Origin of the sequence: Streptomyces decoyicus, from assembly GCF_019880305.1 — a bacterium.
Classification (GTDB): Bacteria; Actinomycetota; Actinomycetes; order Streptomycetales; family Streptomycetaceae; genus Streptomyces; species Streptomyces decoyicus.
Map to the genome: position 1 here is coordinate 8,592,375 of NZ_CP082301.1, position 17,290 is coordinate 8,609,664.

13 protein-coding genes and 2 pseudogenes are annotated in these 17,290 nt (G+C 66.7%); 7 read left to right on the plus strand and 8 right to left on the minus strand.

Going from position 1 to position 17,290, the window contains the following annotated elements; all coding sequences use genetic code 11:
• Nucleotides 1-32 precede the first annotated feature (32 nt).
• Nucleotides 33-1,205, minus strand: coding sequence for a GTP-binding protein (locus K7C20_RS37735; RefSeq protein ID WP_160328753.1), 1,173 nt, complete (start codon nucleotides 1,203-1,205; stop codon nucleotides 33-35).
• Between the two features lie 861 nt (nucleotides 1,206-2,066).
• Here K7C20_RS37735 and K7C20_RS37740 point away from each other — a divergent pair.
• Entirely contained in the window at nucleotides 2,067-2,306 is a 240-nt protein-coding gene (locus K7C20_RS37740; RefSeq protein WP_053209678.1) for a hypothetical protein, read from the plus strand.
• A gap of 702 nt (nucleotides 2,307-3,008) precedes the next feature.
• Here the strand turns inward: K7C20_RS37740 and K7C20_RS37745 are convergent.
• On the minus strand, nucleotides 3,009-5,267 hold the full coding sequence (locus K7C20_RS37745) for a protein kinase domain-containing protein (RefSeq protein WP_053209679.1): 2,259 nt from the start codon (nucleotides 5,265-5,267) through the stop codon (nucleotides 3,009-3,011).
• A gap of 529 nt (nucleotides 5,268-5,796) precedes the next feature.
• Here K7C20_RS37745 and K7C20_RS37750 point away from each other — a divergent pair.
• Nucleotides 5,797-6,966 carry an IS110 family RNA-guided transposase gene (locus K7C20_RS37750; RefSeq protein ID WP_078953401.1) on the plus strand — a complete coding sequence of 390 codons (1,170 nt, stop codon included), beginning with the start codon at nucleotides 5,797-5,799 and terminating at the stop codon, nucleotides 6,964-6,966.
• 68 nt (nucleotides 6,967-7,034) lie between these two features.
• Here K7C20_RS37750 and K7C20_RS37755 read toward each other — a convergent pair whose 3' ends face one another.
• Together K7C20_RS37755 and K7C20_RS37760 are read right to left on the minus strand one after the other, a co-directional pair.
• On the minus strand, nucleotides 7,035-7,304 hold the full coding sequence (locus tag K7C20_RS37755; protein ID WP_078953384.1) for a YncE family protein: 270 nt from the start codon (nucleotides 7,302-7,304) through the stop codon (nucleotides 7,035-7,037).
• A complete protein-coding gene (locus tag K7C20_RS37760; protein ID WP_342452588.1) occupies nucleotides 7,238-7,960 on the minus strand; it encodes a YncE family protein in 723 nt (240 codons plus the stop codon). Before K7C20_RS37760 ends, K7C20_RS37755 begins: the two co-directional genes overlap by 67 nt.
• Nucleotides 7,961-8,033: 73 nt before the next feature.
• On the opposite strand from K7C20_RS37760, the gene K7C20_RS37765 reads away from it, so the two are divergent.
• Together K7C20_RS37765 and K7C20_RS37770 are read left to right on the plus strand one after the other, a co-directional pair.
• Nucleotides 8,034-8,582 carry a hypothetical protein gene (locus K7C20_RS37765; RefSeq protein WP_150127304.1) on the plus strand — a complete coding sequence of 183 codons (549 nt, stop codon included), beginning with the start codon at nucleotides 8,034-8,036 and terminating at the stop codon, nucleotides 8,580-8,582.
• Between the two features lie 187 nt (nucleotides 8,583-8,769).
• Nucleotides 8,770-9,933 (plus strand): VanZ family protein, encoded by a 1,164-nt coding sequence (locus tag K7C20_RS37770; protein WP_078953386.1) that lies wholly within the window; start codon nucleotides 8,770-8,772, stop codon nucleotides 9,931-9,933.
• 197 nt (nucleotides 9,934-10,130) lie between these two features.
• On the opposite strand, the gene K7C20_RS37775 is transcribed toward K7C20_RS37770, so the two are convergent.
• Nucleotides 10,131-11,117, minus strand: a complete 987-nt coding sequence (locus K7C20_RS37775) for a hypothetical protein (RefSeq protein ID WP_150127306.1) — start codon at nucleotides 11,115-11,117, stop codon at nucleotides 10,131-10,133.
• A 194-nt stretch (nucleotides 11,118-11,311) separates the two neighbouring features.
• A pseudogene (locus K7C20_RS38895) lies at nucleotides 11,312-11,788 on the minus strand (transposase); the annotation flags it as partial.
• Nucleotides 11,789-12,461: 673 nt separating this feature from the next.
• Between K7C20_RS38895 and K7C20_RS37780 the strand changes: the two are divergent.
• Nucleotides 12,462-12,872 (plus strand): peptidoglycan-binding domain-containing protein, encoded by a 411-nt coding sequence (locus tag K7C20_RS37780; protein ID WP_160328755.1) that lies wholly within the window; start codon nucleotides 12,462-12,464, stop codon nucleotides 12,870-12,872.
• Between the two features lie 940 nt (nucleotides 12,873-13,812).
• Here the strand turns inward: K7C20_RS37780 and K7C20_RS39635 are convergent.
• Nucleotides 13,813-14,410, minus strand: a pseudogene (locus K7C20_RS39635) (transposase); the annotation flags it as partial.
• A 588-nt stretch (nucleotides 14,411-14,998) separates the two neighbouring features.
• Nucleotides 14,999-15,517, minus strand: coding sequence for a cupin domain-containing protein (locus tag K7C20_RS37785; RefSeq protein ID WP_030084840.1), 519 nt, complete (start codon nucleotides 15,515-15,517; stop codon nucleotides 14,999-15,001).
• 598 nt (nucleotides 15,518-16,115) lie between these two features.
• Here K7C20_RS37785 and K7C20_RS37790 point away from each other — a divergent pair.
• Both K7C20_RS37790 and K7C20_RS37795 read left to right on the plus strand, forming a co-directional pair.
• Nucleotides 16,116-16,457, plus strand: a complete 342-nt coding sequence (locus K7C20_RS37790) for a DUF6191 domain-containing protein (RefSeq protein WP_150127177.1) — start codon at nucleotides 16,116-16,118, stop codon at nucleotides 16,455-16,457.
• Nucleotides 16,454-17,098 (plus strand): DUF3995 domain-containing protein, encoded by a 645-nt coding sequence (locus K7C20_RS37795; protein WP_209443864.1) that lies wholly within the window; start codon nucleotides 16,454-16,456, stop codon nucleotides 17,096-17,098. The genes K7C20_RS37790 and K7C20_RS37795 overlap by 4 nt, the downstream gene beginning before the upstream one ends.
• Nucleotides 17,099-17,290: the final 192 nt, after the last annotated feature.

A 17,290-nucleotide genomic window follows, 5' to 3' on the forward strand; every position in this document is an offset into this window, starting at 1 on the left:
CGGACGAGGGTGGTCACGGGGGATCTCCATCGCTAAGGAGCGGATCGGGGAGGGCGGACCAGCCGTCCCAGCCCAGTGACAGTTCTGCGTCGGTGAGGAGGGCGGAGCGGATTCGCTGCTCGTCGAGGCCGGTGCCGGTGAAGGTGATCTCGTTGCGTCGCTCGCCGTAGTAGTCGTGCCAGAACCACGAGGCGAGCGTTCGCCGCTGCGGTGAGGCGGTCCCACGCGCCCTGTGCACCGGCCTCCAGCCAGCGGTCCGCTTCGCGGATTTCCAGGTGTGGCCCGGCCGAGCGCCAGGTCACGACGGAGTCGGGGCGGCTGGACAGCCACAGGTGTCCGCGGCTGCGCACCACGCCGCACATCACGGCGCTGAGTGCATCTGCCAGTCGCTCGGGGTGCAAGGGGCGGCGGGCCCGCCACAGTAGGGAATCCACACCGTGGTTGCTGCCGCGACGTGAGCGCGGCACGGTGATGGGTTCCAGTTGTGCCCGCCACTCCTCGACGGTTCCAGGGGGTGCCGGCTGGACAAGGGATGCTGGTAGATCCGCTTCCGCTTCGTCGGTGCCCGGGTGCCGTACGAGCAGAGCTTGCCCGTTGAGATGGCTGGCCAGTGCGGCAACGCCGGCCGCGCGCCGTCTGTCGCTCTTCGCCGACCCGGGCACGATCAGTGCGTCCGCTGCCTCGATCTGGCGGGCGGCGAACTCGGCGGGTGTCAGGGGGGTGCTGCGAGGGCCGCCGTTCCACAGGTGCACGGCTCGGTGGACGCAGCCAATGTCCGCCATGAAGGACGCCGGATCGACGCCTACGAGGATGGGGGCTGGATCGAAGTGGTCCTCCAATGAGCTGCTTCCGGTCCGCGTGTGCCACAACTCCACAAGGAACGCAAGGACATCGACCTCCTCGGGCAGGGCGAGGATGACGTGCGGATGTCCTGCGGTGCGCTTGAGGGAGAGGAGATCCTGGCGGAGGATCACCGCCGGATCGCCGGTCGCGCTCAGGGGCGTGGTGTCCCGAAGGCGCGCATCGCCTCCGGTCATGAAGCGTTGGACGGCCGGGTAGCCGTCGTCGGTCGTATCCTGGACCGACACAGACAAGATCACAGCGCGGGGAGAAGCGCGCATCGCCTGGTTCACCACTGTGCCGCGCGCGTCAGGAGTGTTGCCGACGACCACGCTCAAAAGGCCCTTGGGCATGGCGGAGCTCATCAGTTGAGGCGTGGGAGGGGACGGGGTCGGGGGGCCGGTGCTGGGCGCAAGCCGACGCGCAGCGTGCCGTCGTCCGGCATTTCTGCCAGCAGCCATGCGCCGACGGACTCCGCGTCGGCTTCGGTGACGATCGGACCAAGAAGTACTGCGGCACTCGTGGGTCTGGGGTCCGTTGCGCACGGTTGCACGGCGGCGTACAGACCGCTGGTGGAACGACAGTCCAGGAGCCGTCCCAGACATCCGGTAGCGACCATGACCCCGTGGGGGCAGCTGCGGACAGCATGCCGCAGCCGGTCCATCACCTGGCTGTCTATGGATTCCCGGCAGTTCGTGCATGCGACCAAGGTGAAGGGGCGGATCCGACGACTGTCGTGGGCCACGTCGGGCATGCTTGCTCGCTCCTTGTTGAAAATGGTTTCCATTTTTATAGCATGCCGCAGTGTCGGGATGGTTGCAGTGAGGCCCCCGGGTGACCGGCTGCCGGACTGCCCGGCGTGGGCGTGGAGGGGGTGTCGGTCAAGGCTGGGTAACGGATTCCGAGGTGGGGGCCGGGTGCGCTCCGCATGGTGTGAGGGGCGCGGCCGCGCCGGTGCCGGTGGGCGGCTTTGGGGTGTTATTCATGGCCGAGTCGGCGAGCCAGAACCTGCGTGGCCGGTCGCTGACCTGCTCGGCGACTCTCAGACTGACGAGCCTGCTGGGGCGTTGGCGATCTGAGGACCTATCAATGATGCGGTTGATCCGGGTGGCGATGAATGACTCGTCGGGGTGTGCCGGAGCGCTCGGCGCGAGCGGCCTTCCGCGCTTGGCGCGGGTACGCCGGTTCCGTCGGCCGCCCCCACCTGCCGGACCGAGGCGGCGGCCATGTTCCTGAGGGCACCCAACACGGCCTTGCTGTTCGACATGGAGCTGGCGGCCGAGGGGCTGTGGTGCGATCTGTGCCAGCTGCACCTGGCCACCACGGAGGAGGTGAGCCTGGCCGGGCTTCCTACGACCGCCCGGTACACGGCCGAGGACCTGATTCAGATCGGCCGTCAGGGCGGCGCGCCTGTGACGGACGTCGTCTCGTACGCTATGCGGCCCCTGCCCGACGACAGTTTCTGACCACCGTCCGGCTTGCTGGCGACTCCCGTGTGACCTACCAGAGCAGAGAGGACGACCTGTCAGATGGCAGCGCCGGACGATACGACATCCCGCTCCCCGAGGGGTGATCTTCAGCCTTCCGATCCGCTGCCGGAAGGCAGCGATGGGGGAAGGTCCCTGCGTCGGCGCATCGCCGACAGATGGAGCGGCCTCGGGTCCGCCGACAAAGCGGGCGTGATCGTCGGCGTGGCCACTGCCGTGGTCGGAGGCTTCTTGGCCCTCTCCAACGGCCGCGCGTCCGCAGCCAGCCCCGAACGCGACAGCTACGCCGATAGCTACGACCCCTTCGAACACCCCCACTGGACCAAACATGCAGGCGGCTACTACGTATGCCGTCACAAGGGGTGCAGCAAGAAGGCGAACCCGACCATCACCGCTCACGACTGCTGCGGCCGGTGCTGGCCCGGCCGGTGCCGCCTGCGGCGCGGAAGTCCGTGAAGTACTACCGGACATGCACCGTCCGGCTGCCCTTGGCGATAGTGCCCACGGCCAGCGCGAGGAAGCGGCTGTCGCCGATCAGTCTGACCTGCAGCGACGGATGGAAATGCCCGATGCGAAGCCCGGTTGGTCCGCACCTGGCCCGGATCTTGGTATGTGGTGCCAGCGGCGGAGCTTCTCGCGGTACTCCCTGGCAATGTTGCAGCCGCCGTCCAGCCACCCGTGTCAGCCCGACTTCGGCGGCTTCTGCGCGTCGAAAGCGAAGAGAGTGTTCTTGGCCGCGGCCACGATCACCGCACGCCCTGCAAGAGTCACATGTGGGCTTGCGTCCTGCTCGCCGGTCAAACCATCGACCTGCGGATCTGTTGTCCATAGGGGTTTGCCGTCGTCCGGCGACAGCGCGACCACCCGGCCGGTGGCCGAGCTGAAATACAGTGCGTCCGCTCCCGCACCAGGACCCGACGCGCCCTCTACGCCAGTCTGCCGCGACCACTTCTTCCGGCCGGTCGCGGGGTCGAGTGCTGTGACGAGACCGGTCTGCCCGCTCACGTATACGGTGCTGTCCGCCATGCCGGGCGTCCCCGCGTATGTCTTGGCCAGTCGGGAGTACGTGACCTTCCGCGAGGCCGGGTCAACCTGCGCCACCCCGTTGTAGCCGGCCAGCTCCGTTCCCTTCCTGTGTACTTGCAGGAGTACGAGCCTGCCGTTGGCGACGTCCATCGGCACGGCGGGGCCGTTGACCGCGATGGGCCTGCCTAGTGTCCCCGAGGCGCGGTCGACCGGGTACAGGGCGGGGTGGCGCACTGCCAAGGCATCCACCTCCGCATCCTTCGCGCACATCGCGACGAGCTGTGGGCCCACCGGGACGGGAGCGCACTGCGTACCCGCTGGGAATGGCGACGTCCATGTGACCTGACCGCTGTGCGCGTTGCGGGCCTCGAAGCGGGAGTTGGAAGCGTCGACCGTCACGACGTCGGAACCGACCACAACGGCGTCCTGAGTCCGACCCGTGACGGCCGTCGACTGGGCGCCGGACGGCACGGACCACAGCTCCCGTCCGTTGTTCGCGTCGATGGCCACCACCTCGCTCGGAGGGTCCTGCGGGGCGTCCTGGGCGGCGAAGCGGTAACCGAGCACCGTGTCGTCGGTGGCGCCCACCAGGTGCATGCCGTTGACGGGGACGCCGGGGCTCTTCGCCGTCCACACCCGCGAGCCGTCCCTGGCCCTGATACGGGTCGCGACAACACTGCCGCCCCCGCAGAACAGCGCGTCGCCGCGCACGACGCAACGCAGCTCGTCGGGGATGTCCGGGCGACCGCCGGGCACGGCCTTGTGCCACGGCTCGAAGCCGTCCGGAAGTGCGGCACCCGGAGCTGCAAGGCTGTTGCCCTTGTCGCCGCTGCTGTTCCCTCCGCCCGCTGTCAGTGCGGCGACTCCTCCACCGATCGCTGCCACCGTGACCGCGACCGCGGCCGTGAACACGGGACGCCATCGGGGACGCGATCGGCGGCCGATGGAGGTGTCGGCGCTCCCCGTATCGGGACCGGCCGGGGTGGTGGTCGGGGCTGCCGGCGTCGGGGTGGCTGGCGTGGGGGTGGCCGGCGTCGCGAAGTGATGCTCGGTGACCATGTCGCGGGTGCGGCCCGCGCCGACTCTCCTCGCGTCGGTCTGGCCGAGGTCGGTCGGCAGGTCCCGGAGCAGTACGAGGAGTTCGTCCGCTGAGGGGCGCCCGTTGGACTCCTTGGCCAGGCATGACTCGGCGACCGTGCGCAAGGCCACCGGCACATCTTCCAGCGACGGCTCCTCGTGCACCACCTGATACGCAGCTATGTATGGGCTGTCCGCGTCGAAGGGCCCGTGGCCCGTCGCTGCGTACGCCAGCAGCGTCCCCAGCGAGAAGACATCGGACCGTGGCCCCACATCGCGCGGCGCCTGCAACTGCTCCGGCGACATGAAGGGCGGCGTACCGATGACCCGCCCTGTAATCGTCAGCGTCTGCTGGTCCACGGCGCGCGAAATGCCGAAGTCGATGACGCGTGGGCCCTCGGGCGAGAGCACGACGTTCGAGGGCTTCAGGTCACGGTGGACGACCCCCGCCCGGTGGATGTCCCGCAGCGCCTCAGCCAGCCCGATGGCGAGCCTTCGCAGCTCCGCTCCGCTCAGCGGGCCCTTCGTGGCGATGCGCCGGGCGAGCGTGTGCCCCTGGATGTAGGTCGTCGCCATCCACGGCTGCTCGGCCTCAGGGGCAGCGTCGACCACGGCGGCGGTGAACGCGCCGCTCACTCGCCTTGCCGCCGCCACCTCCTGCCGGAAGCGGATGCGGAACTCGTCGTCCGCCGCGAACTGCGGGTGGATCAGTTTGATCGCGACAGGACGACCCGAACTCGTACGGGCCAGAAAGACCGTGCCCATGCCACCCGAGCCGAGTCGCGCCTCAAGCGGATAACCGCCGATTTCGGCTGGATCACCTGCGCGCAGCGACACTCTTCCCGACCTCCCGTCCCTCGTGCACCTCTGCCACCACGGGCCTGCGTACCTGCCCTGCACACAAATTAGCCGCAGGGCAGTACAGCAGAGCACAGCAGGTGACCAACAGCACCCCAGGGTTGCTCCTGTGCCGCACACGACGCTCCCCGCCAAGAGGAAGACCGTTCCGGATGGCGTCGACTCCCCGCAAGTACAAGTCTGCTCCGCCTCCGCGGAGATGCGCCGCCGTATCAGATCACCACGCCTTGAAACAGCGCTGCGCTCCGAGTGATCGCAAGTTGTGAGACCTGGGTATACCGGTTGACGTACCCCCGCGCGGGTCTCTGGCTCGTGAGAAATCGGACCCGGGTGTCCGGTCCTACCTTCGTCGATCACCAGTGTGGGGTGTACTGTCGCCGGGCTGCTGAGGCGTGTCCCAAGGGTATGCGTGCCGTGAACTGGGCACTGTCTCACCGTTGACCGCCTCGACGGCCTGGTGGCGAGGACCGGCAGGCTGACAGAGCTGGAGGTATGCACTGAAACGAGCATCCCAAGTCTACGAGAAAATGCGCCTGTTGTGGGCGAGGTCGTCCTTGGCGTGGACACGCACCGGGATGTTCATGTGGCCGCCTTGCTCTCCACGCTAGGGGCGGTCGTGGGCACCGCGTCCTTTCCTGCCACGGCGGTGGGCTATCGCGGACTCTGGGAGTGGGTCAGCCGGCTGGGTACGGTGCGCAGGGCCGGGGTGGAAGGGTCCGGCAGCTACGGAGCTGCCCTCTCCCGCTATTTGCTGGCTCGCCGGGTTGAGGTGTTCGAGGTCAACCGGCCTGATCGCTCGGTTCGTCGACGGCGGGGGAAGTCGGATCCGGTGGATGCCCAGGAGGCGGCACGGGCGGTACTTAGTGGCCGCGCTCGCTCCCAGGCCAAGGCTGGGGATGGGCCGGTGCAGTGCGCCCGTCTGTTCAAACTGGCCAAGGACTCCGCCCGCACACAGGCGATCAATCAGCTCAAGGCGATCCTGGTCACCGCCGATCCGGACCTGCGCGAGCAACTGGCCGGCTTGAAGACTCCGGCCTTGGTCCGGACTTGCGCGCAGTTCGACGATCGTGAAGATGACGACGGCGTGAAGGATGCCGTCGGGCAGGCTACCCGCATCGCCCTGTGCCTGTTGGCCCAGCGGATCGATCAGCTGACCGGGCAGATTCGTGACCTGGAGCGGCACCTGACCGGGCTGGTGCAGCGTCACTTTCCGCAGTTACTCATCCCGGTGGGGATCGGCCCGGATAGTGCCGCCACCTTGCTGATCACGATGGGGGACAACCCGGAACGCCTGTGCAGTGAGGCGTCGTTCGCGGCGCTTTGCGGGGTCAGCCCCGTCGAGCACTCCTCCGGTCGTCAGCGTCGCCACCGGCTCAACCGCGGCGGCGACCGGCAGGCCAACGCCGCCCTGCACCGGATCGTGCAGTCACGGCTCCGGTTCGATGCCCGTACCCGCAACTACTACGAGCGGCGCATCGCTGAGGGCAAGACCCGGCGCGAGATCATCCGCTGTCTCAAACGCTACGCTGCCCGAGAAGTGTTCAACCTGGTCCGGACTGGCATCGGGTCCCGCGAAGTGGCTGAGGAGGTCGCCGAGGCGCAGCTGCGGAACCTGCTCGGCGTGGGAGGCCAGCACGCGGATCGGATCGCCGCCGGCCGGTGGCCATCTGGGCCGTAGGGCACAGCTCAGCGCGTGGCATCCGCTGTCGTTGTGGGGGTCTTGGGCGGGGCAGGAAGGTGTCAAGCTCAGCCCACTGCCACGCCGTAGGGGCTGGTGCCGACGGTGACTGTGGCGACGACTTTGTTGGTTTTCGGGTCGATGACTGTGAGGGTGCCCGCGGCCTGTTCCGTGACGTAAACCGCCTGGTGTGTGACCTCGATGTTGCACGGGTCGGTGCCGGGAGGGCCTACGGAAATGGTCGACGAGACCCGGTTGTTGCTGGTATCGATCACGGATACCTGGCCCGGGCCGAGAACGGCGGTGTAGACCGTTTTGCCGTCTGGGCCGATCGCCACGTCGAAGGGCCCTTCGCCGACACCGGTACGGCAGTCGCCTTGCGGGTGCGGGTTCCGACGGCCAGCACACGTGCTGCCACCTCGTCGGCGATGTAGGCCGACTTGCCGTCGGGGGTGACGACGAAGCCGACAGGGGAGTGCCCCCCGGTGAGGTTCCCGGTGACCTTGTGCGTAGGGGTGTTGATGACCGACAGGCTGCCCGACCCGGAATTGGCCACGTAGGCCGTACTGCCGTCACGACTGAAGGTCACGCTCACCGGGGACTTACCGACTGAGATACGTGCGGCCACCCGGTTGGTTCCGGTGTCGATCACCGACACGGTGTTCGAGCCCCCGTTGGCGACATAGAGGGATCTGCCATCGGGGCTGAGGCCGACACCCGTGGGGCTCTTCTCCACCGGCACGGTCGTGGTGATCTTGTTGTTGCGGGTGCCGAGCACCGACACCTGGGCCGAACCGTTGTTGGCGATGTATACGTGCCTGCCGCCCGGGGCAACCGCGACACCTTCGGGTGCCTTGCCGGCCTTCACGGTTGCGACGACCTTGTAGCTGCGGGCGTCGATCACCGAGAGGGTGTTGTCCTGCTGGTTCGTGACATACACACGGCCGCAGGATCCGGAGCCGGGTCCGACGGGCGCGGGCGTCGCGCCAGGCACCGTACGACAGCCGCGTCTCCTCTGCAGCCGCCAGATCCGGTCATCTGGAGCTGATTCAAGACACCGCAGCCGCGTGACTGAAAAGATCAATTGCGTCGAAAGTGTGAACTACTTAAAGTTATGGCGAACTCAGTTGCTGGCAAAAAGCGCGCAATTTGAGAAAGGCTGCGTACCCATTTCGCCTATGGGGACGCCAATAGAGGGGGGTTTGCGCATGAAGATCTTCTCGCGCAACAGGGTGTGGAGTGCGGCAGTGGGGGGAGCGTTGCTAGTCGCGGCTAGCGCGACTGCTGCTTATGCTGGCGGCAGCACGAGCACTAGCCCGTCGAACGGCAAGCTGTCTTTCGAAGCCCATAATGGGCGCGAGATAGGCCAGTCGAGCAGCAAGATCTACACAGGAGAGAAGTATTCGAAGAGTGGCGGTAGCGCCGTAAGCGCACAACTGAAGGTCTCCTTCGCGGGTGCCCTCTACAAGGGCCCGGTGAAGACCGTCTCGGCAGGGAAGAGCATTAGTTACTCAGTCACTGCCCCTGTGAGTGTAGCTTCGGACTGCAGTGCCGTGGGCGTCATGGGTTCAAATGGCGTCAACTATGAAACACCTTACATCGACCATCTCTGCTAGAGAATCCTCTTGTTTGCTCCTCTTGAAGGATATGCCTGGTGATTGAAGCGTCTGTCGGTGCACTGCCTGGATTGATTCCAGATTTCTCGTGATTGTAATTCTGCTGGGAATTCCGTCCTTGTTGGTAGCGCGGGCAAAGGGTGCGTCAGTTGCCCTTTCGCTTCTGTTTGCCGCAGCTCTGAGTGGTGTGCTGACTGTCACGCTCACGCCGGGCGACGGAGGATCGGGGCAGGCCGGCATCTGTGATGTCGGCCTGCCTCTGCAGGGCCTCTTGTCCTCTGAGTCGGCCCGTCTCAACGTGATGCTACTTATTCCCGCAAGTTTCTTCGCCGTGCTCCTTTTCCGGCGGCCATTTTTGGTTCTTGCGGGAACTTTGATGGCGACGGGTGGTATTGAGCTGCTCCAGTCATGGACAGATCTGGGGCGCTCGTGCAGCTACGACGACATCAAGGCGAATGCGTTCGGTGGCTTCCTCGGCGTGATTCTCGGCGTTGTCGTTTTGTGGACGCGGAGACGCCGCCCTCCCTTCACGAAAACAGATGCAGTGTGGGGTATTTGTTCTGGCGTGGTAGGCGGGGCCATTCTTTCTGCGACGTTCGCCTTCATCGTCAATCCGGTGCACTCGGAGGCGAAAGCGCAGCACAGACGCGAGGCTGCCGGAGACGATCTCGCTCAAGATGCCTGGCTTCAGAATGCGGTGGCTAGCCTGTACGGCAAGGGCACATTGATTACTCAGTCCACGAGTGTGAAGTTGAACAATGGACATTGGCGACTGACGGCAGAGACGGCTAAAGGGAGCGTCGATGTGCTGTGGCCGGACCGAAAGCTCGCGCGTTTCACTCCGAAAGGACGTGCCCGCGGTACCGGCACGCTATCCGAGGACGAGCTCAGAAGTGTTGGCGATCGGTTCGCCAAGAAATGGCTTCCTGATGATGTGGCTGGAGCCAAAGTCACACACAGAACTGTCGACGGCAGCCGAGGGCCGCACATTCTGGTCTATCGCCGCTACGTGGACGGGGTAATGATGCCGATGCGGCTGGACCTCACGGTCTCCCCTACCGGCCGAATCACGGGTATGGCTGCGCAGTCCACGCCCGATCCGAAGCTCCCCAAAGCCGTTGTCACGTGGGCCAGTGCGACGAAGCTGGCTGAACGCACGGCCGGAGGCGCCACAGCGGTCCCCGTCAAACTGCTCGCTCAACGAGTCAACCGCGCTTGGCGTCCAGTATGGATGGTCTCGATCGTGCGGGGGCCGAAGAAGACAGTGGAGTCGACAGTCTTCCTCGATGCCGTAACAGGCAGTGAGGTGACACCCGGGCCCCCCGACGATGGCGGGACCACCGGCAGGTAATCAGTGGCATCGCTCACCGGGGGTGCGTGGGCCGGGTAGTGGCTCGACGCTGAGTTCGGCCAGGCGCTCGCGCTGCCTCTCGCTCAGACGCCCCCTGCGCGTGCAGCCAGGGGGGACGCCGGGCGGGATCATTTGTTCACAGCGAGCCAGGAATTCTCGTCAGGGAAGCCGCAGGAGAACCGCGTGGCACACGTGGTTCAGTCGTCCTGTAGTGACCGCAGAAGTCGTGCTCGTACGTCGGCCCTCCGGTCTGCTTCGGCTGCGTCGTCCGGCTCCGGGGTCGCGTGTGAAGTGTCGTCGGGTGTTGTGTCGGCGTTGGCCGGCAGCGCCTCGTCGATCATCTTGCTGGAGCGGATGACGACGGACTCCGCCGGCTCTTGTGGCCAGACGGCAATGAGGTAGTCCTCGACAGGCTCTTCGCTGACCCCGTCCGGGTTGATCGAACGCCCCGATGCGTGGACGCGCATTCGATACCAGCCCGGTCCTTGGGGGTTGAGCGCGGGATGAGGCCGTGACTCGTCCCTGGGACAGGCCAGGTCTCGGTTGCGTTTCATGGTGGCCGCATTCGTCGTCCGGGTCAGGGGACTTTTGAAGGTGGCTCCCGGCAGACCGGAGCGCTGAGCACGAGTGATGTGCGATGCTAGTTGCGGCGCCCTGCTCTTGCTGTAGATGAGCGGTGAGGCATACCACGGGACGACACATCCGACCGTGGCCCTACCGGCCGTTGCGTTGTCACAGCGGAACTCGTTGAGCTTGAAGGAGGATTTCGACGTGCCGTAGGTCCCATTTGCGACGGACAGCGTCCATGTGGTGGCGCAGCGGCCAATGGCGCCGGAGCGCGTTGCCGTGGTGTCGAAGAATGACTCCCCCAGCTTCCAGGAACTCAGCGGAGCCAATTTCCTTGAAGGAAAGGACGACTTGTGAACCTTGCAAGCACCGTCCTTCGTTGCCTTGCCGCTGATGGATGCTTTCAGGGCATCTCCCCAGCCACGGTAGGCAGAGACTTCGATCCCGTAGCCCCATCGGGGCATTCCGGAATCACCGTAGCTGTAGTTGATGACGTTCATATCGGCCGAGCCTGTCACCTGTCGGCGGCCGTTGACCACGCGGAACGTCTGGTAGGACAGCCCGGAGATCCAGCACACCTCCTCGCGCTTTCCGAGGATCTGGCCACGGGCGTTCACACACCACTGCGGTGGCTTCACCCCCGCCTGAGGCGCGGAGCTTCCGCGAAACATCGTCGCCTGCGTGCCGACTGCGCCCGTTCTCAGGCACACCCCCTTGCCCGTTGCTTTCGAGGTAGAGCAGCTCTCGGATGGCCAAGTTTTGGTGCAGGCTTTACAGCAGGTTCAGCCCCTGGGCCAGTCGCGCTCAAAGCATGAGACCAGCCGCGGTCGGCGTACAGGTGCTTGGGGCGGCGCAGTGGCTGACCGCGCTTGCCGCGGATCGGCGGGACGGCCTGGATCAGCGGGATCAGTTGGGTGACGTCGTTGCGGTTGCCGCCGGTGGTGATCGCGGCGAGCGGGATGCCGTGCGCCTCGACGATCGGTGGTGCTTGCTGCCGGCCTTGCCCCGGTCCACCGGGGACGGGCCGGTGGCCGGCCCGCCCTTCATCGCGCGGATGGGGCTAGAGTCGACCGCGGCGCGGGAGAAGTCCAGCAAGGCCTGCAGCCCCCCAACTCGGAGAGCAGCAGATCGTGCAGGCGCTGCCAGACCCTGGCCTCGTTCATCCCCGAGCCGAAGCCCAGTTCCTGGGGCAGAACTCCCAGCGGATCCCGGTGTACAGCACGAACAGGATCCCGCACAGCACCTTGCGGCTATCCAGACGCTTACGACCCGGACGTCGCGAACTTCGGTGGCTGGCCGCCTCGGGAGCCGAGATTCTGACGATTGCGGACTTGGTCTCCAGGGAGCGGTACGGTTGCCTCGCCCGTGGCCGGCAGGCTAGACGGCGACGTCGCCGGCGGCTCCTTTTGTAGCTCCCGTTACCTTCTTCCTGGCCCCGCAACGGGGCTCCCGGCCTCCGGCACCGGCATGACTGAGGTCCCCAGTCGACCATGACCGAAAGGGTGGTGTCATCGGGGCGGAGGCATTGGTAGACCGCTGATGAGGGGCATGAGCACCGATCCCAATCCTGGGTGAGGTAGGGCTCTTTGTAATGTGGATGTCGGCTACGCCCCGGTGACCACTCACGACGATCACGGGCCCTCAGCAGCTGAGGAATAGGCGACTCCGGGTTACGCGAGGTTGTCAGTTCTGCCCTCCTCTTTCGTCGGCGGGGTCGACGACGGCACCGCTTTCACCGCCGAGCCCGTCGACGAGTCCCTCCCCGAGGAGCCGCCCGATCGCTGCCTGGCCCGTCCATCGCATAGTGGTGGTGGTATGCCCCGGTGCGGGCAGGCCTGTAGGCCATCGTGGGGATGGTGATTCCGTCGAGTCCGGCACGCGCGCTGGGATGGGCGGTCGAGGCGCGTGCTGTCGCTAGCCTGCGAGTGCCTCACTTTCTCCGTAGATGTTCAGGAGTGGTCGTGTCATTTGTTCGTTTGGTCGGCCTTAATGGCGACAATCAGCCCGAGGATGTGCGGGATGTCCAGGAGTTCCTCAACGACTTCCGGGCCGACAACGGCCTTGAGCTGATCGTTGTGGATGGCCTGGTGGGACCGGCCACAATCGGTGCGATCAAGGGGTTCCAGGCAGCCCAGGGCGGGGACCAGGACGGGCAGATCGTGCTCGCGGAGTCCAGCTCTGGTGGCGTGGCTGGCCAAGGCGACGGGGACACCCTGAAGGAGGCATGCGAGGCCGCCAAGGCGGACTGCAAGGCCAAGGCTGGCTGCGCGCAGGGGGACACGCTGAAGACGGAGAAGTGCTTCTGCTGGCGGGGTGGCACCCAGGTATTCACCTGTCAGGTCAAATGTAGTTGCCAGTCGCCGGTGGCCTGACCGCTGGCGCAGGAGCGGGACGCAGGGCCCGGCACCACCGACCCGTTACAGCGACACCATGTCCAGGAAGACGACGCTGCCCTGTGTCCCCGTTTCCGGGCCCTCGGAGACCACTGCTTCCTCGACGGCCAGGAGCCGCCGGGCCTAGCGGTCGAAAAGCAACGGCATCTCACCCTCGTAGGAGACGCTGTCCTCCAGGTGAGACAGGCGACGGCGTCGTCGGCGAGCCCGGCGTCCCATTCCTGGAGGAACAGGGTCGCCCGGGGCGGGACACGCACAGTCGCCTGCTCCAGGCGGACGGAGCAGTTGGGACCGGAACACCTGGATGAGCAGGGGAGCCGTGGCGGCGACGAGGCAGGATGCGCTCGGGGAGGATACGAGAGACGTCCGTGAACACGGTGGCTCCGGCGCTCTGTGCTCACCCACGACGCCGAGCGCGGCTCCTGCCCCCTCGATGGTCTGACCCACTCGCCGCCACGCTTCTGCCGCTCCTTGGCGCGATACGCCCGTCCGCCGTGTGCGGAGAGCGTTGGCAGGAATCTTGCTTGAGGCAGCCAGTTAGGCACTGTTTTTCGGGTTGTGTTTGGAGCGAGATCGTGAGGGTTGTGGGTGTGAGGGTTTCGAGGTAGGCGTAGGTGTGTTTCTCGTAGCGGGTGGTGATGGCCGGAAGGTCTTGGGGTGGTTGGTGGTTCGCTTGTGGGTGTGGGGTTTTTGTGGTGTTCGCTGTTGAGTCCGGTGGGTGGCTGGCGTCGAAAGCCGCGGTTGTGTCGGTGTCGTTGTTGGTGGGGGCGTTGGGGGGTGGTGTGCCGGATTCCGTGTTGTGGCAGGTGACGGTGGTTGTTGCGGGAGGTGTGGGCCTTGTCTGTCAGGACGTGGTCGGGTGGGCTGGGTGGCCGCCGAGTCCGGTGCGGGGTTCGGAAGCCTGCTTCGGCACTCGCTCGAGCTGGGGGCCGTCACTGTAGTGCCCGGGTGTCAGAGCGAGGGTGAGGGGTCGGCGTCGTCTCTTGGCGGCGAGGTGGATTTTGGTGGTGGAGCCGCGTGGGAGGGTCCCAGGTATTCGCCGGTCTGATCACGTCCTCCCATTGGACGGCCGGTTTCCGCAGCACTGGATCGACTCGGTTCGTCCCTGCCCGGGCTCTTTTTGAGGAACCGCGGCTGGGGGTACCTTCCTCGCGTCGGCGGTGTGCTGGTGGGCCCGTACCGCGGTGGAGTCCACTGACACGTCCCAGTCGTTTCGGTCCTCAGCGTCCTGGGCGGCCTGGACGAGGGGCAGTGGCCTCTCCTACGTGCCGTCTGCTGGCCAGCGGCGATGACGTTTGTAGATGGTCTTCTACGGCCCGGACCGCTCGGGAAGGTCCCGCTGCTGCACACCCGTCCGCACCCGGTACGGCACTCCGTTAATCACCCGTCGGTGATCACTCCACCGCCCTCCACGCGCACCACCGCGAGGCAGACTCCAGTCGATGCCACTCTGCGTTCGTTAAATCCCCACGACCATGGAACCAGCCTGACCCGACACCCCTCCCACGTCCGGAGATCCGAGAAACTCTGCCCAGGGCGTAGACCTTGAGCAATAGTGCTGCGCGCTGGTGGTGGTGGCTGCGCCGGGGCTGGGGCGGGGTGACGGCTGACGGGCTTTGCTCTGCCTCGCACGTGCGGTGCCGGGCTCGGCGATGTCATCGCAGCTTTCTCTGTTCGAGTCGCAGCATTCGCTGTTTGAGGTGTTGCCCCGCGCACTCATCACGCACGCCTGCCGTTGCGTAGAGCGCTGCGGCCAGGCAGCGCAGCCCGTCGCGGTCGCTTCCCAAGCCGGTCGCCCTGATGTCCCTTCGGCCGTTGGGATACGTGGGTACCTTCACCAAGAGGGGAGAGCGGTCATGACCGCGGGGCAGCCCCGGTGTGGCCTCGGTGTGACGTGCCTTCTGCCTGCACTGCTCGCCCCGGGTTCCGTGGGTGCAGCTGACGAGTCCGCGTTTCGAGGGCTGGTGGTTCTGCGTCCCGCTCGTCCAGGATGCCTGTCATGTCCGGTGGTGGCTACCGTGCCATGGTATTTGTGCAGGCCGTACTTGCCGTGGTGGTGGCCGCCGCGTGCCGGGCGGGGAGTGGTGGTCGTGCCGCAGCCCGGATTACTCCGCGCCGTGCTCGAAGTCTTCGGTGAAGTAGCTATCGTGCCGGATGCGGAACTGTTTAAGTGTCTCGCCGCCGCGCTGTGTCATCTCTGCGACCCGTTCGAAGTATTCCTCGCGTGGGGCGCCGGGGGAGAAGAGCAGGAGCATGGACGTGGGCTCGTCGGTGGTGTTTTTGAAGGCGTGCAGACCTCCGACCGGTACGTACAGGAAGTCGCCCTCGCGGCCCGTGACCCACCGTTCGCCGTTGTAGAGCTCCAGTTCGCCGGAGAGGATGTAGAAGGACTCCGACATCGCCTTGTGGAAGTGGGTCCTGGCTCCAGCAGACCGTGCGCCCAACTCCACCTTGTACAGGCCGAATTCGCCGCCGGTCGAGTCGTTGGTGGCGAGGTAGTGGGTGGAGCCGCCGGGCGGGGAGATGTCCGGCGGGGTGTTGGCCGGGCGGAAGGACGCACTCACTTCGCCTTTGGTGCCGTGGTAGCGGGGCTCCGGGTACTTGAGGTATTCCGGGTACGACATGATGCGCTCCTTTGGCAGGTCTCCACCAGCATGGTGGATCCCGCCTGAAGAAGGCGGTATCGGGCGTGCGGCTGAGCTTGCGTCGGCCCGGGATGCGGCTGGGGCTCTGGGTGTGCTGTCCGGCGGGTCTACCGAAGCAGGCCGCTCCCACGGCGCTGCGCCGTGCGGTGGATCTCCCTGGTGTGGCGCCTCCGCCGTAGGGGGGAAGCGGATCATGCGCCGGCCTGATCCCTGCGTGGCGGGGGTCCGGAACAGTGGTCCCATGGCAGTCAGCGAGACGGGAACGACGGGAACGACGGGAACGACGGGAACGACGGGAACGACGGGAACGACGTGGGCGGTCGAGGGGCCGGGCGGCCTGTGCTGCTCTGGGCAGAGCGGCTTGCCTGCGGGATGGGGGGCCGCCCCGGTCGGGGTGGGTGCAACGCTGCCGGGAGGGGTGCCGGGTGTCTGTGTGAGGGGTCGGGCGCGGGCCGGTGTCCGGGGCCCCGAGTTCTCCTCGTTCGCACGTCCGATGAGAACGAGGCCCGGGCTCTGCGTCGTTTCCCGGCCGTCACCTGTGTTGAGGACGTTGGGGTCACCTGTGACGCTTTGGCTCATGTCGTTCCCGGCGTTCGTGTGTCTGCTGGTCTTGTTCGCCCTGGTGGAGAGCGCGTGGCGGTGGTTCACGGGGCTGGGCTTGATGCCGTGGCTGCGCAGGCGTACGGGGCAGTCGTTGTCGACCACGGCCTTCGATGAGTTCACGGCGGTCGTGAACGGAAACAAGACGGTGGAGCTGGAGCAGCGGCGGGTGGAGCTGCTGCGGCGGGATGACGGGAGGGAGGGGGCGCCGCCCCGTTCCGGCATCGACCTGGCCCTGGGCACGGCGTTCATCGTGTTGCCGCAGGAGGCGGACGGCCCGTGCGCCGGCAGGCGCGATGGCCTTGAGGGCCGGCGGTGAGACGCGAACTGGCGGGAGCGGGCGCAAAACCGTCCGTGCTGTGGGGGCGTGTCGCATGTTTGTGGGCGGCCGTGTTCGCCGGGGTGCATTTCTACTGGGCCGTGGGCGGTGAGGCGGGGCTGAGCATCTCCGCCGGTCCGCTGGCCACCGAGCGCCCGCTGTGGTTCGTCGTGGCCGGTTTGTGGGGTGTGGGTGTGTTCTGCCTCCTCGGCGCCTTGCTGGCGTGGCTGCTTGCCCTCTCCAGGCTCCGGGGTGTTCCAGCTCTGCTGGCACGGTGGCTGGGGTGGGGCGTCAGTGCCCTCCTACTGGCCCGGGGGATCGGTATCGAGGTGCTGCTGCTGACCCACACGACGCACCTGGACACCTCGGTGAGCGTGGGGCAGCGGGCCTGGACGCTGGCCCTCTGGAACCCCTGGTTCATCGCCGGAGGACTGGCCTTCGGCCTCGCCGCCCTTCGCTCCCGTAGGCATACCGATGCACAACCGCCACCCGTCCGGAAGCTGACTGCTCCGCCGGCCGGTCCAAGCCCCTCCGACCGGCCGGTCCAAGCCACTCCACAGCGGCCGGTCCAAGCCCCTCCACAGCGGCAGGTGACACGCCCTCAGACCCGGCTCGCAGACAAGAACTCCGGCGCCCGCTGACCGCCGAGGCCGAGCTGGACCAGCCGGAAGCAGAGCCTGACCAGGCCTGATCTTCCAATCCGGGCAGCCTTCGCGCAGGGGGCAGGTGGCCTGTGTGGGCCGCGGAGCCGGCCTGGGCCTGGAGCGTTGACGTGCCGGCCGCCACGTTGACGTGCCGGCCGCCCGCGGCACACCGTCACGTGCCGGGTCCGG